At 71.3% G+C, this 13,990-nt stretch carries 14 protein-coding genes; 8 read left to right on the top strand and 6 right to left on the bottom strand.

What is annotated here, in order from left to right; all coding sequences use genetic code 11:
• The first annotated feature begins 12 nt into the window (after positions 1-12).
• On the top strand, positions 13-873 hold the full coding sequence (gene rsmI, locus AXK61_RS22570) for a 16S rRNA (cytidine(1402)-2'-O)-methyltransferase (RefSeq protein ID WP_082789504.1): 861 nt from the start codon (positions 13-15) through the stop codon (positions 871-873).
• Between the two features lie 16 nt (positions 874-889).
• Here the strand turns inward: rsmI and AXK61_RS24605 are convergent, their stop codons facing one another.
• Positions 890-1,384 (bottom strand): hypothetical protein, encoded by a 495-nt coding sequence (locus AXK61_RS24605; RefSeq protein ID WP_139058100.1) that lies wholly within the window; start codon positions 1,382-1,384, stop codon positions 890-892.
• A 58-nt stretch (positions 1,385-1,442) separates the two neighbouring features.
• Entirely contained in the window at positions 1,443-2,546 is a 1,104-nt protein-coding gene (locus tag AXK61_RS22560) for an aminodeoxychorismate synthase component I (RefSeq protein ID WP_231855642.1), read from the bottom strand.
• A 185-nt stretch (positions 2,547-2,731) separates the two neighbouring features.
• Here AXK61_RS22560 and AXK61_RS22555 point away from each other — a divergent pair, with 185 nt between their 5' ends.
• On the top strand, positions 2,732-3,037 hold the full coding sequence (locus AXK61_RS22555; RefSeq protein ID WP_068747045.1) for a hypothetical protein: 306 nt from the start codon (positions 2,732-2,734) through the stop codon (positions 3,035-3,037).
• A gap of 73 nt (positions 3,038-3,110) precedes the next feature.
• Here AXK61_RS22555 and AXK61_RS25535 read toward each other — a convergent pair whose 3' ends face one another.
• Positions 3,111-3,584, bottom strand: coding sequence for an endonuclease domain-containing protein (locus AXK61_RS25535; protein ID WP_068574897.1), 474 nt, complete (start codon positions 3,582-3,584; stop codon positions 3,111-3,113).
• 183 nt (positions 3,585-3,767) lie between these two features.
• Between AXK61_RS25535 and metG the strand changes: the two genes are divergently transcribed.
• Positions 3,768-5,312 carry a methionine--tRNA ligase gene (metG, locus tag AXK61_RS22545; RefSeq protein WP_068747044.1) on the top strand — a complete coding sequence of 515 codons (1,545 nt, stop codon included), beginning with the start codon at positions 3,768-3,770 and terminating at the stop codon, positions 5,310-5,312.
• 7 nt (positions 5,313-5,319) lie between these two features.
• On the opposite strand, the gene AXK61_RS22540 is transcribed toward metG, so the two are convergent.
• Complete coding sequence (locus tag AXK61_RS22540; RefSeq protein WP_068747043.1) at positions 5,320-6,477, bottom strand: DUF7373 family lipoprotein; 1,158 nt, start codon at positions 6,475-6,477, stop codon at positions 5,320-5,322.
• Positions 6,478-6,489: 12 nt separating this feature from the next.
• A complete protein-coding gene (locus tag AXK61_RS22535; protein ID WP_068574900.1) occupies positions 6,490-7,653 on the bottom strand; it encodes a DUF7373 family lipoprotein in 1,164 nt (387 codons plus the stop codon).
• Between the two features lie 121 nt (positions 7,654-7,774).
• On the opposite strand from AXK61_RS22535, the gene AXK61_RS22530 reads away from it, so the two are divergent.
• The 4 genes from AXK61_RS22530 to AXK61_RS22515 all read left to right on the top strand — a co-directional run bounded on the left by AXK61_RS22530 (position 7,775) and on the right by AXK61_RS22515 (position 12,107).
• Entirely contained in the window at positions 7,775-8,623 is an 849-nt protein-coding gene (locus AXK61_RS22530) for a TatD family hydrolase (protein WP_068575312.1), read from the top strand.
• 117 nt (positions 8,624-8,740) lie between these two features.
• Positions 8,741-10,258 (top strand): resuscitation-promoting factor, encoded by a 1,518-nt coding sequence (locus AXK61_RS25940; protein ID WP_156485789.1) that lies wholly within the window; start codon positions 8,741-8,743, stop codon positions 10,256-10,258.
• An 18-nt stretch (positions 10,259-10,276) separates the two neighbouring features.
• Positions 10,277-11,182 (top strand): 16S rRNA (adenine(1518)-N(6)/adenine(1519)-N(6))-dimethyltransferase RsmA, encoded by a 906-nt coding sequence (gene rsmA / locus AXK61_RS22520; RefSeq protein WP_068574901.1) that lies wholly within the window; start codon positions 10,277-10,279, stop codon positions 11,180-11,182.
• A 10-nt stretch (positions 11,183-11,192) separates the two neighbouring features.
• The gene (locus tag AXK61_RS22515) at positions 11,193-12,107 is read left to right on the top strand and encodes a 4-(cytidine 5'-diphospho)-2-C-methyl-D-erythritol kinase (protein WP_068747042.1); all 915 of its coding nucleotides are present in this window, start codon (positions 11,193-11,195) and stop codon (positions 12,105-12,107) included.
• A 31-nt stretch (positions 12,108-12,138) separates the two neighbouring features.
• Here the strand turns inward: AXK61_RS22515 and AXK61_RS25530 are convergent, their stop codons facing one another.
• Positions 12,139-12,585 (bottom strand): hypothetical protein, encoded by a 447-nt coding sequence (locus tag AXK61_RS25530; RefSeq protein WP_068574903.1) that lies wholly within the window; start codon positions 12,583-12,585, stop codon positions 12,139-12,141.
• Positions 12,586-13,016: 431 nt separating this feature from the next.
• Between AXK61_RS25530 and AXK61_RS22505 the strand changes: the two genes are divergently transcribed.
• Positions 13,017-13,967: a heavy metal-binding domain-containing protein gene (locus AXK61_RS22505; protein WP_068747193.1), complete on the top strand. Its 951-nt coding sequence runs from the start codon at positions 13,017-13,019 to the stop codon at positions 13,965-13,967.
• Positions 13,968-13,990 lie beyond the last annotated feature (23 nt).

The following is a 13,990-nucleotide window of genomic DNA, read 5'->3' as shown; positions in this document are numbered from 1 at the left end:
AGGGTGTCAGTCGTGGGAGCTGAGGACGCGCGCGGTGTGCTGATCGTCGCCGGGGTGCCGATGGGCAACCCGGGTGATGCCACGGCCCGGCTCGTCTCCGCGCTCCGAACGGCCGACGTGATCGCCGCCGAGGACACCCGCCGGGCGCGGTCGCTGGCCGCCTCCCTGGACGTCGAGCCGCACGGCCGGATCCTCAGTTTCTACGACCACAACGAGGCCGGTCGCATCCCGCAGCTCCTCGCTGCGCTCGCCGCCGGCGAAACCGTCCTGCTCATCACCGACGCCGGCATGCCCTCGGTGTCCGACCCCGGATATCGCCTGGTCGCTGCGGTCGTCGAGGCCGGCCACAGGGTCACCTGCCTGCCCGGGCCGTCGGCGGTCACCACCGCGCTGGCCCTGTCCGGGCTGCCCGTCGAACGGTTCCTGTTCGACGGCTTCGCCCCGCGCAAGTCCGGCGCCCGCAGGGCGTGGCTGCAGGAGCTCGTGACGGAGCGCCGCGCCGCGGTCTTCTTCGAGTCGCCGCACCGCCTCGCCGACACCCTCGCCGACGCCGCCGAGGTCCTCGGATCCGGTCGACGCGCCGCGGTGTGTCGCGAGCTCACGAAGACCTACGAGGAGGTGCGGCGCGGCACGCTCGGCGAGCTCGCGGCCTGGTCGGCCGACGGGGTGCGGGGCGAGATCACCGTCGTGCTCGCCGGCGCCGACCCCGTCTCCGCCGACCCCGCCGACCACGTGGCCGCGGTCCTGCGCCGCGTCGACGCGGGGGAGCGCCTCAAGGACGCGTGCGCCGCCGTCGCCGCGGAGACCGGGGCGTCCAAGCGTGAGCTCTACGAGGCGGCGCTTGCGGAGCGGCGCTCGGGTCCCGACCACTGAGCGAGGTCGCGGAGGCTCAGGCGGCACTCGCGGAGCGGCGCGCCGGACCCGACTGAACCACCGGCCGTGTCAGGATCAGCCGGAGCGCCCCGACCACGACGATCCCACCGACCGCGAGGTCGAGGTAGTGGCACGCCATCGCGCCGAGGTAGGTCGGCCCGCCCCACGCGTTCACGGTGAAGTTCGGGTCCAGACCCGCCAGCACCTGGACGCCCGCCCGGAACGCGGCGAAGACCAGCAACGCAAGCAGTGGCGCCGCGAGCACGAGCCGCGCCGGCGTGGGTGCGGGCGTGCGGGGCGGCCACCGTCGGGCCCGGACACCGAGGACGAGCAGCGCACCGACCACTGCCACCACCGCGTGCTGCGGCCACGCCGCGGTCCAGGGGACGAACCCCGCGACGTGCGGATCGCGGTGCAGGAAGAGGTAGCCGCCGAAGGCCAGTCCGGCGGCGAAGGCCACCGCCAGGAGGGCCGAGAATTGCCGGACCACGGGGCTGCGTACGTCGATCATGGTCCCACCGTGCCGCGCCGGGTCGCGCGTCGGCATCACCCGTGCGGGGGAGATCCCGTCAGGGCCGGAAACCCACGATCGACGCGGCCTTGTCGAGGCACTCGCGCCACTCCGCGTCGGGCTCGGAGTCGATCGTGATGCCGCCGCCCACTCCGAGCCGGAGGGTCCCGTCCCGTGCCTCGACGGTGCGGATCGCGACATTGAGATCCAGACCCGTCAGCGGATGGTCGATGCCGATCGCGCCGCAGTAGCTGCCGCGGGTGTGCTTCTCCCAGTGAATGATCCGATCGCGGGCGGCGATCTTGGGCGTGCCGGTCACGGAGGCGGGCGGGAAGGTCGCGCCGAGGAGCTCCCGTCGGGTGGTCCCGGGCCGCGGCTGCGCCGTCACCGTCGAGACGAGGTGCCAGACGCCGGGCGCCGGTTCCACCCGCAGCAGCTCCGGCGTCCGGACGGTGCCGGTCGCGGCGACCCGGCTGAGGTCGTTGCGCACCAGGTCCACGATCATGACGTTCTCCGCGACGTCCTTGACGCTGGCCCGCAGGTCCTCGGGCCGCCGGTCCGCCGGCAGCGTGCCCTTGATCGGTCTCTCGGTGAGCAGGCCGTCGCGGTCGGTGAGGAAGGTCTCGGGGGAGAAGGAGGCGATCGCGCCCCAGTCACCCTCGAGGTAGGCGGCTTTCCCAGGTCGGGTCGCGGCGGCGATGTCGGCGAACATCTCCAGCGGGTCGCCGGTGAGGACGCCGTCGAAGCGCGTGCACACGTTCACCTGGTACACGTCGCCCGCCCGGATCGCCTCCTGGCAGGCGAGTACCGCCGCCCGGTGCTCGCCCCGATCCGGGGGTGACCAGCGGGCGGCCCATGGTCCTGCCCGCGGCGGCGAATCCGGCACCGGGAAGGTCGGATCGGTGCAGGTCCAGCGCCCGCCTGTGTCCAACAGCAGCAGCGGACCGGGGTCGCCGCCGACGACCTCCGGCACGAGCCGCGACTCCCCGGTGACGTCGGGATAGCCGACGATGCCGAGCCACGGCGCACCGTCGGGTCCGATACCGGGGCGGAGCGCGGGCTCCGGGGCGATCACAGCGCGAAGGCCACCCCAGCCACCGAGCAGCGCGGCGGGACGATGGCCGCGATCCCGCAGCGCCCGCAGCATGTCGACCGGATGCACCGCGCCATCCTGTCATGCGCCCGCATCGGCCGAATGGGGGACGGATGTCGGGGAGAAATAGGGAATTCGCCTGATGTGCGCAGCGGCGCGAGACGGAAGAGTGCTTCGTGGCAGGCGGATCCTCTCCCACCCGATCCGCCCGCCACCCACACCTATGAACCGCACCCGCACGACGAGGAGGAGCGATGAACCCGGTGATCGACGGCGGTACCGACCTGGGCGGTCGGCTGACCTGGGTGCACGTGACGCACGGTGATCTGAGCCAGGTCCGCTTCTACGCCGGGGGTGAGTTCGCCGGCACCGCCGCGGACGCGCCGACCGCGGAGACCGAGGTCATCGGCGTCGACTACGACGTGGTCTACGTGCGCTACGGGCGCGACATCGCCCGATTCCGGCTGGACGAGTCCGGCGCGGTCGTCGCTCTCGACGCGGTTCCCGACTCCGGCGTCGGGCCGCGGGTACTCGGGGTGGCCGCTGAGATGTCGGCCTGAGCGGCGCCGCCTCCGCGACACGCCGGGTCGCCGCCGCTCCGGCGGACGTTTCAGCGCGCATCCGTGTAGTCCGTCACGCTGCGTAGTCCGTGGCCCGCCGATGGTCTCGGTCGGCGATCTTGCGATCGATCGCCGCGACGACCTTGGGGAACTGGTGGAAGACCTGCTGGTAGGAGACGCGGAGCACCTCGAAGCCGAGCGTCTGCAGCACGAGATCGCGTTCTCGATCGGTCTCGATCGCGTCGCCCGCGTGATGCTCCTCGCTGTCGCACTCGATGACCAGGCTCCGGCCGACCAACAGGTCGACGTGGCCGACGCCGGGGATGAACACCTGCGTGCGGCACGGGAGCTGTGAGCGGCGCAGGTGCAGTCGCACGTGCGTCTCGGTGCCCGACTCGGCCGCGCCGTCGACGCCGGCGAGTGCTCGCGCGACACGACGTGGCTGCCCGCGGAGCAGCCCGGCGAGTTCGCCCGGCTGGAAGACTCGTCGATGCAGGAGCGAGTCGAGCACGGCGGTGAGTTCGTCGCCGTGCACGCAGTCGATCACCGCGAGGAGTGCGGTCGTCGGATCATCGATGGCGCCGATCGGTGCGCCCGGCCCACGAACCCCGCCCGCGAGCGCCGCCTGTGGAGGGATCCTGACTTTCCACAGGGGACCGTCGGGCCGTTGACCGGCGTGCCGAAACGTGCTTGCCGGACTCGGGGAACGCACCGATAAGCTGACCCCACCATGGCTGCAGACAAGGCGTTCTTCCTCACCACCGCGATCGCGTACCCGAACGGTGTTCCGCACATCGGGCACGCGTACGAGTACATCGCCACGGATGTGATCGCGCGGTTCAAGCGCCTCGACGGCTTCGACGTGTTCTACCTGACCGGCACCGACGAGCACGGTCTGAAGATGCAGCAGACCGCGGCCAAGGAGGGCATCGAGACGAAGGCCCTCGCCGACCGCAACGCCGCCGCCTTCGAGGCGCTGCAGCGCGCCGTGGGGTCCACCTTCGACCGGTTCATCCGCACCACCGACGCCGACCACTACGAGGCGTCGAAGGCCATCTGGGAGCGGATGGCGGCCAACGGCGACATCTACCTGGGCAAGTACTCGGGGTGGTACTCGGTGCGCGACGAGGCGTACTACGCCGAGGACGAGACCACCGTCACCGAGAACGGTGTCCGCGTGTCCACGGGCACCGGCACTGAGGTGGAGTGGACCGAGGAGGCCTCCTACTTCTTCAAGCTCTCCGCCTACCAGGACAGGCTGCTCGCGTTGCTGGAGCGCGAGGGCGGCTACCTCGAGCCGGCCACCCGCCGCAACGAGATCGTCAGCTTCATCAAGGGCGGTCTCAAGGACCTCTCGATCAGCCGCGACACCTTCGACTGGGGCGTCCCCGTGCCCGGCGACCCGGAGCACGTCATGTACGTGTGGGTCGACGCGCTCACCAACTACCTCACGGGTGCCGGCTACCCCGACACCGATTCGGAGCAGTTCGGGAGGTTCTGGCCCCCGAAGCTGCAGATCATCGGCAAGGACATCATCCGCTTCCACGCCGTCTACTGGCCGGCGTTCCTGATGAGCGCCGGGATCGAGCTGCCCGAGCGGGTCTTCGCCCACGGCTTCCTGTTCAACAAGGGCGAGAAGATGAGCAAGTCGGTCGGCAATGTCGTCGACCCGCACGCCCTCATCGCCGAGTACGGCCTCGACGCGCTGCGCTTCTTCCTGCTCCGCGAGGTGTCCTTCGGCCAGGACGGCAGCTACAGCCACGAGGCGATCGTGGGCCGGATCAACGCCGACCTCACCAACGAGCTCGGCAACCTCGCGCAGCGCTCGCTGTCGATGATCAACAAGAACTGCGCGGGCATGGTCCCGTCGCCCGGCCCGCTCACCGAGGCCGACGATGCCCTGCTCGCCAAGGCCGACGGCCTCCTGGCGGTCGTGCGCCGCCGCGTCGACGACCAGGCGCTGCACCTGTACCTGGAGGTGATCTGGGAGGTCCTCGCCGACACCAACCGCTACTTCTCCGCGCAGGAGCCGTGGAAGCTCAAGGCGAGCGACCCGGACCGCATGGCGACGGTGCTGTACGTGACCGCCGAGGTCGTGCGACAGGTCGCGCTGCTGCTGCAGCCGGTGATGCCGGAGTCGTCGGAGGAACTGCTCACGCTGCTCGAGCAGCCGAAGGACGAGCGGACCTTCGAGGCCATCGCCACCCGGCTGCGGCCCGGCACCGCACTGCCCAAGCCGCAGGGCGTCTTCCCCCGCTACGTCGAACCGGAGTAGCGGGCGCCTACGGGTTCTTCGCCAGGATCGTGTACTGCGCGGCGGCGGTCTGGACGGCGTCGAGCGCGGTGTCGGTGGAGAGGGAGAAGACGTAGCGTCCCACCTGGCCGCTGCATCCGACGGTCCCGTCGTCGGTGTACTGACCGCAGTTGACGGTGAGCAGGCCGGCGGGCACCGCGACCGGCGTGGTCTTGGTGGGATCGGCGTGGCTCCGGCGGTCGGCGAGCAGCTTCGCCGCCGCGGCCGTGTCCCGGGCCCGGAAGACGACGGTCTTCCCCTGTCCCACGGCGTCCACACCCGCCGCGCGGTACATGTCCGCATCGGAGACGTCCTCGACCCGCAGCACGAGCCCGGCGAGGTCGTAGTAGTTGTTGGCGATCTCCTTCGCATAGATCGGCGGGTTCGCCTCGTAGACCGTGCGGGCGAGGATGCCGCCGTCGTCGCTGGGCAGCGTCTGCACCGACGAGACCGGGGTCGGCTGGAACCGCTGGACCTTCGGCACCTGCAGCGCGTAGGCCTTGGAGACGAATCCGGTCGCCTCGCCTGTGGTCGGGGCGGTGCCGCTGACGTTGATCACGAACGGGCCCTCGGCACGGTACGAGTCGACGGTGCCGGGCTTGAACTCCGTCGCGAACACCCCGTCGATCCCGACGATCCGCCGCTGCGATCCGGCGCCCGCCTCGACCGCGTCGAGCGCCTTCGCGGCGGTCGCGGCGTCGTCGAACCGGTACAGCCCGACGCGCAGCGCGACCGTCGGCTTCTCGAGCTTGTCGCCGCGGGTCGTGGTCATGCCGACGTGCATCTTGTTGCGGCTGAATGCCGATGCGGTCGCGTCGGGCACCCGGTCGGAGAGGTTCAGCCCGTCGAGGACGGGGTAGGAGCGCAGCGCGACCCCGCCGATCTTCAGGCGCGGGTCGACGTCGCTGACCTGGATCAGCGCGTCACCCATGCGGTTTCCCTCGACTATCCAGCCGCCGTCCGTCGACGACGGTGGGATGTCTCGCAGCGTGGTCGGGTTCTGCCCGACGTCCAGTCCCGTCGGGATGACGGGGCCGGGCGAGTTCCCGGCGCTGTCACTGGCGATGCCGGGCACCGTCGTGCTGCAGGCCGTGAGGGTCGCAGCGGCGAGTGCGAGGGCGAGTGCTGGAACGACGCTGCGCTTCACGGCCTTCGATCCCTACGGGTTCTTCGCGAGGATCGTGAACTGGGCCGAGATCGCTTGTTGCGACTCCGCGAGGCTCTCGCCGCCGGCGGTCGCCGCCCACCGGCCGACCGCGACGGCGCAGTTGAAGGTCTGCGTCTCCCGGCGCTCGGTGCACTGCGCCTGCGGCAGAGCCGTGGGGGAGGCGGCGGCCACGTGGTTCTTGTCCGCGCGGGTCGTGGACACCAGCGCTGCGGCCATGTCGGTCGCGGCCGCGGCGTCCCGCGTGCGGTAGACGATCGCAGCGCCCTCACCGACCAGGTCCACGCCGGCCTTGCGGTAGATGTCCGCGTCCGAGATGTCGCGGATGCGGTGCAGCATCGCGTCGAGGCCGTAGTAGGCGTTGGAAAGGCTGCTCAGCGCGCTGGATTGCTGCATGAGGGTGCGCGAGAGGATCCCGTCCTTGTCGCCCGGCAGCGACTGGATCGAGGCCACGGGCGTAGGGCTGAAGCTCTTGACCTTGGGGATCTCGAGTGTGTACGCCTTGGCGACGAACTTCGCCGCGTCGTCCGTGGCGGGGGCGGTCCCACTGACGTTGATGACGAACGGGCCCTCGACGCGGTAGCTGTCCACGGTGCCGGGCTTGAACTCCGTGGCGCTGACGCCGTCGGTGCCCGTGATCGGGATCTGCCGCTGCCCGGCCGTCGCGGCCTTGATCGCCGCGAGCGCCTTGGCCGCGGCGTCGGGGGTGTCGAAGCGGTACAACCCGATGCGGGTGGCCACGGTCGGGTTGTCGAAGGAGTCGCCGCGCGTGGTCGTCATACCGACGCGCATCTTGTTGTCGTAGAAGGCGTTGTAGGTCGCGTCGGGAACCCGCTGCTTGAGCTGGATGCCGGTGAGTACCGGGTAGGACCGCAGCCCGGCACCGCCGATCTTCATCCGCGGGTCGACCTCGTTGACCTGGATGAGCGCGTCGGCCATCCGGTTGCCCTCGATGATCCAGGCGTTCTCGTTCGACGGTGACGGGACCTCCCGGATCGTGGTGGGGAACCGTCCGACGTCGAGTCCGGCGGGAACCGCGACCGTGCTGGGTGCGGCGCTGCTGTCGGACACGGTCGGGGTGCCGCCGGTGGTCGTGCTGCAGGCCGCGACCAGGGCGGCGCAGCCGACGACGAGACCGGTCACGAACTTCGAGCTCATCTGTTCTCCTCTTCGAAGGGGCTGATGCGATCAGATCAGCCGCCGCTTCGTCTCCGCTTAACACCGGATTAAACATGGTCTGAAGAGACGCGGTGCGGGGACTACCGGAACAATGGGCGGCATGGGGAAGAAGAAGCCGCCGCCTCCGCTGCCCGATCCGCTCCCGGGCCTCGTCGACGCGCACACGCACCTCGACGGCTGCCGCGCCCGCACGCCCGAGGCCGTGCGGGAGCTGGTCGATCGGTCGGCGTCCGTCGGCGTGGGCCGGGTCGTCACCGTCGCCTGCGATCTCGAGCAGGCCCGGTACGTCATCGACGCGACCCGCTGGGACGATCGGGTCTTCGCCGCGGTGGCCCTGCATCCCACGGATGCGCACCAGCTCGAGGTCGACGGTGCACCGGAGGAGCTCGAGCGGCTCGCGGCCGATCCGCGGTGCGTGGCGATCGGGGAGACCGGGCTGGACTGGTACTGGCTGGGCAAGCGCGAGGACGTGGCCACGCCGGCGCAGCAGCACGCGGCGTTCGAGTGGCACATCGACCTGGCCAAGCGCCTGGGCAAGCCGCTGATGATCCACAACCGCGAGGCCGACGCCGACATCCTGACGGACCTGGAGCGCTTCGGCGCCCCGGAGACCGTGATCTTCCACTGCTTCTCCGGCGACGCTGCCATGGCCCGTGAGTGCGTGGACCGCGGCTACGTGCTCAGCTTCTCCGGCACCGTCACCTTCACCAACGCGACGGCGCTGCAGGAGGCGGCGCGCCTGGTTCCCGACGATCAACTACTCGTCGAGACCGATGCGCCGTATCTCACACCCCACCCGTACCGGGGTGCCCCCAATGAGTCGTACTGCATCCCCTACACCGCCCGATTCCTCGCTGACCTGCGCGGAGTCGCTCCCGAGGAGGTCGCGGCGGCCACCACGGCGACTGCGGAGCGTGTGTTCGGCGCCACATTCGCGGCGTCGAAATGAACAGAAGCTGGCACGCCACCCACTTCTCCGTTACCGTACTGTGATGTAACGGCGACCGAAACGTCGCCGACCGCCGTACCCGGCAGCCCATCCGCAGTACCCGTAGGGAAGTCACCAGTGCCTGAGTTCGACGCAGACGACAACTCCACCATGGTGGATCAGCCGACCGCCCACTCCCGCCGAGGTGCCTTCGCCCCCACCGGGGAGCGCACCGCGGAGTTCGACGTCACCCGGGTCTTCGCCCGGTTCAGCGACCTGCACGAGAAGACGGTCGACCTCGAGGTCGACCGCGAGATCATCGACCTCGAGGCCGAGGTCTACGGCGATGAGGCGGCGGAGGAGGCCGAGAACCTCACCCACCTGGCCGACGAGGTCGAGCCCCTTCCGTCCCTCGAGGTCTACGACGAGGACGACGAGGTCGAGCCGGCTCCGTCCCTCGAGATCCTCGACGAGGACGACGAGGTCGAGGCTCCTGAGGTCGCAGCCGACGACGCCAAGGGCGGCGTGCTCGGCGGGATCAGCACCCGCCTGGAGAACACGCCGGTCCGCGCCGTCACCGGCGCCATGCTCGTGGCCCTGATGGCCGCCGGCGGCACCGCCGCGGCGCTGTACCAGGACGTCACCGTCACCGTCGACGGGCAGGCCCGCGAGGTCTCGACGATGAGCCGTTCGGTGAAGTCCATCCTGGAGTCCGCGGGCATCGACGCCGGCGCCGCCGACAAGGTGACGCCGGGCCTGAACGAGTCGGTGGCCTCGGGCCAGCCGATCTCCGTGCAGCACGCCCGTGACATCGCGGTCAACGTCAACGGCGCTGTCCGCACGGTCAAGACGACCGACCTCACGATGGGCGCAGCCCTCGCCGACGCCGGCCTCGGCGACGCCAAGAACTTCGTCTCGCTGCCGCTCGACGCGCAGGTCCCGCTCGCGGGCGCCGCGGTGTCCGTGACCACCCCGGTCGCGGCCACCGTCATCGACGCCGGGAAGACGGTCCGCGCGGACGCGGCCGGGCGCACCGTCGGCGAGTACCTGGCGAAGATGGGCGTCCCGCTGATCCAGCAGGACACCGTCACCCCGAGCGCGAACTCGCGGGTCACGCCGGACATGACCATCAAGGTCAGCCGCAACCGGGTCTCGGACGTCACGGTCACCGAGCCGTACACCGCGCCGCCGAAGAAGGTCGACGATCCTAAGCTGACCAACGGCAAGACCCAGATCACGAACCCGGGCAAGCCGGGCACGCAGAGCGTGCAGTACCGCGAGAAGATCGTGGACGGCAAGGTCGTCTCCCGCGAGAAGATCGCCTCGAAGATCCTCGACGCGGGCGTCGCCGGCGTCACCGCCGTCGGCACCGCGCCGGGCGCGCCGTACGTGGCGCCGGGCTCCGTGTGGGACCGCCTCGTGCAGTGCGAGTCCACCGGCAACTGGGCCATCAACACGGGCAACGGTTTCTACGGCGGCGTCCAGTTCGATTACGGCACCTGGCTGCGCCACGGCGGCGGCAAGTACGCGCCCCGCGCCGACCTCGCCACCCGCGAGGAGCAGATCGACATCGCCCGCAAGACCCTCTCCGCGCAGGGCTGGGGCGCCTGGCCCGCCTGCTCGTCGCGCCTCGGCCTGTCCGGCAACTCGGAGTAGCTCGGTAGAGTCACACCGGTGACCGGCGCCGACTTCAAGAACAAGGCACGACTGCTCGGCCCCGCGGAGATCCGCGCGCTGGCCGGGCAGTTGTCCGTTCGCCCCACCAAGACCTTGGGGCAGAACTTCGTGCACGACCCGAACACGGTCCGCAAGATCGTCGCCGCGGCGGACGTCCGGCCCGACGACATCGCCCTCGAGGTGGGCCCGGGTCTGGGATCGCTGACGCTGGCGCTGCTCGACGCCGCCGCCGCCGTGACCGCGATCGAGATCGATCCGGTTCTCGCGGAACAACTCCCGAAGACGGTGGCCGACCGCGCGCCCGAGCTGGCGGGGAACCTCACCGTGATCGGCGAGGACGCGCTCAAGGTCTCGGGTTCGCAGGTCTCCGTCGCGGGATCCCCGACGGTGCTCGTCGCGAACCTCCCGTACAACGTCTCCGTCCCGGTGCTGCTGCACCTGCTGGCCGAGGTCCCGACGCTGCGCACCGTGCTGGTCATGGTGCAGCTGGAGGTGGCGGACCGCCTCGCCGCCGCGCCGGGCTCGCGGGTGTACGGCGTCCCGTCGGTCAAAGCGGCGTACTACGGGCGCGTACGCAAGGCCGGCACCGTCGGGCGGGCGGTGTTCTGGCCCGAGCCCAATGTCGAGTCGGGGCTGGTACGGATCGACCTGCACGGGCCGGACGGTCGCGCCGATGTGGACCGCGCGCAGCTCTGGGCCGCCGTGGACGCCGCCTTCGCGCAGCGTCGGAAGACGCTGCGCGCCGCCCTCGCGGGCTGGGCCGGATCTCCCGCCGCGGCGGAGGAGATCCTGGTCGCCGCGGGCATCGATCCGCGGGAACGCGGCGAGAAGCTGGGTGTGGAGCAGTTCGCCGCGCTCGCCGCCGCGAAGTCCGCGGCCGGACCACGGTCGCCGGCACCGTAGTCTGGAACGCGTGCTCTCCGTGGTCCCGACGCCCCTGACCGTGCGTGCGCCCGCCAAGGTGAACCTCCACCTCGGGGTGGGTGACGTGCGGCCCGATGGTTTTCACGAGCTCGTGACGGTGTTCCAGGCGCTGTCGCTGCACGACGACGTGACCCTGACCCCGGCGGACGAGCTCTCGTTGCACGTCACCGGCGAGGGCGTGCGCGACGTGCCGACCGACCCGACGAACCTGGCCGCCAGGGCCGTGGTAGCCCTCGCCGAGCGGTACGACCGCGACCCCGCGATGCGCATCGACATCGTCAAGGGCATCCCCGTCGCCGGCGGTATGGCGGGCGGGTCCGCGGATGCCGCGGCGGCGCTGCTCGGCGCCGCGACGCTGTGGGGGCTCGAGGTCACCCGGGACGACCTCGACGAGGTCGCCGCGACGCTGGGCTCCGACGTCCCCTTCTCGCTGCACGGGCACACCGCGCTGGGCACGGGCCGCGGGGAGCGGCTGATCCCCGCGCTCGCGCGCGGCGAGTTCCACTGGACCCTGGCGCTGGCCCGCGAGGGCCTGAGCACGCCGGCGGTGTACCGCGAGCTCGACCGGCTGCGGGAGGCGGGGGCCCCGCCGCGCGCCGGCAGTCCCGACGAGCTGCTCGCCGCCGTCGCGTCGGGCGACCCGCACCGGCTGGCGCCGCTGCTCGCCAATGATCTGCAGGCGGCCGCGCTGTCCCTGCAGCCGGGCCTGCGCCGCACGCTGCGCGCGGGCATGGAGGCGGGCGCGCTGGCCGGCATCGTCTCCGGCAGCGGCCCCACCTGCGCCTTCCTCTGCGCGAGCGCGGACGATGCCGTCGACGTGGGCACCGAGCTCGCCGGCGCGGGGGTGTGCCGGACGGTGCGCGTCGCCTCCGGTCCGGTGCCCGGCGCCACCGTCGTCCCGTAGTCCGTGCGGACCCGGGCCCGACGGTGCCGGGCTACTTCGCGGCGCCCGCGCAGGCGGTCAGCACCGCGGTGATCTGCTGGTCGATCGGGGCGCGGAAGGCGGTGTAGGCGTCGGCGGCGCCGGGTGCGATCTGCCGGGCGCCGGCGACGAGCTCCTTCTCGGCGGTACCCACGGTCTGGAGTGTGGACTGCACGGTCTGCAAGCCGCCCGGGATGAACTGGATCACGGTGCACACGAATCCGGTCAGCGGATCCGCGGGCGCGGCTGCTGCGGGCTTCGCCGCCGGTTTCGGGGCGGCCGGCTTCGCTGCGGCGGCGGGCTTCGCCGTGGGCTTCGGCGCCGCCTTCGCTGCGGGCGCGGGCGCGGGATGCGGCGCGGGGGCGGTGCCGTGCGGGGCGGCGAACGCGGTTCCGGGGAGCAGGAGGGCGGTGCCCGCTGCGAGCGCAGCGGCGGCGGAGGCGACACGGAGGCGGATCATCGAATCTCGGTTCCCATCTTGTGGTGGCGGTGCGAATGGCACTCGGGGTGAAGGTATCCGACTGTGCTCGATGTTTCGGTCGCCGTCGACATTTGTGGTCGGGGTGCTCGAAAACACCGGCCGTTCGGCCAGGTTCCCTCGGAAAATGCTGTATCGCAATCGCTTTCACGCAAGACCGCAAACCGGTATGGAGCTGCGGATTCAGACGGAATCCGCCCGAATGTCTGTCCGGTTCCGCGATCGGATTGTGCGGCGCGAACAGAATTCGCCGGCGGTGTTGGCGGTGGCCGACGAGGACGCCGGGATTCGTGCGGAACCGGCTCTTGTCATATACCCCCTAGGGGTATAACGTTCGGTGTGTCAGATACCCAGCAGGGGTATCAGCTACCGAGGAGGATCCGATGGACGGCGGCCGGCGGAAGCGGCGCTCGATGAACCCGGCGGCACGGCTGGCGGTCTACGGCGCCGGGCTGGTCGTGGCCTTCGGCGGTGCCTACGGCCTGGCCGGCGCTGTGGTGCCGGACAGCGTGGTGGCGCAGTGGAATCAGGAGAGCGGACAGATGAACGAGCATGCGGGACACGGCGGGGCTACCGGCGAGACCGGGACGGCGGTGCCGAGCCTCAAGGGCGTCGCGCTGAGCGCCGAGGGACTGACGCTGTCGCCGGTCGCCGCGCCGCGGGGCGTCGGGGAGGCGGGCGTGCTGAGCTTCCGGATCGAGGACGCTGCGGGCGCCCCTGTCGCCGCGTACACCACCACCCACGAGAAGGACCTGCACCTGATCGTCGTGCGGTCCGACGGGCGGGACTTCCGGCACGTCCACCCGACGCTCGACCGGGAAACGGGCACGTGGTCCGTGCCGTGGAGCTGGGCCGAGGCCGGCTCGTACCGCGTCTACGCCGATTTCGCCCCGGCCGTCGGCAACGCGGTCACTCTCTCGCGCACGGTGGACGTCGCGGGCACCGTCGAGCCCGCGGATCCCGCGCCTACGCGGACCGCGCAGGTCGACGGGTTCACCGTCACCCTCGACGGCGACCTCGTCGCCGGTGCGTCGAGCCCGGTCGAGTTGCGCGTGACCCGCGACGGTGCGCCGGTCACGACGCTGCAGCCCTACCTCGGCGCCTTCGGGCACCTCGTGGCGCTGCGCCAGGGCGATCTGGCCTTCCTTCACGTACACCCCGAGGGGGACGCGCCGAAGCCGGGCGAGACCGGCGGACCGTCGATCTCCTTCCAAGTGCAGGCGCCCACGGCGGGTCGCTACCTGCTGTACCTGGACTTCCAGGTCGACGGTGCCGTCCGCACCGCGAGCTTCGTGGTCGATGCCGCGGGAGCGGGATCGGCGCCGATCGCCACCCCGCCGGCCGCCGATCACAGCGGCCACTGACCCGAGAACGCGACGAGGAGGAA

This window comes from Tsukamurella pseudospumae, assembly GCF_001575205.1.
In the GTDB taxonomy this organism is placed as follows: Bacteria; Actinomycetota; Actinomycetes; order Mycobacteriales; family Mycobacteriaceae; genus Tsukamurella; species Tsukamurella pseudospumae.
The sequence above is the reverse complement of the archived record's forward strand: the minus strand, read 5'-3'. Positions and strand labels throughout refer to the sequence as shown.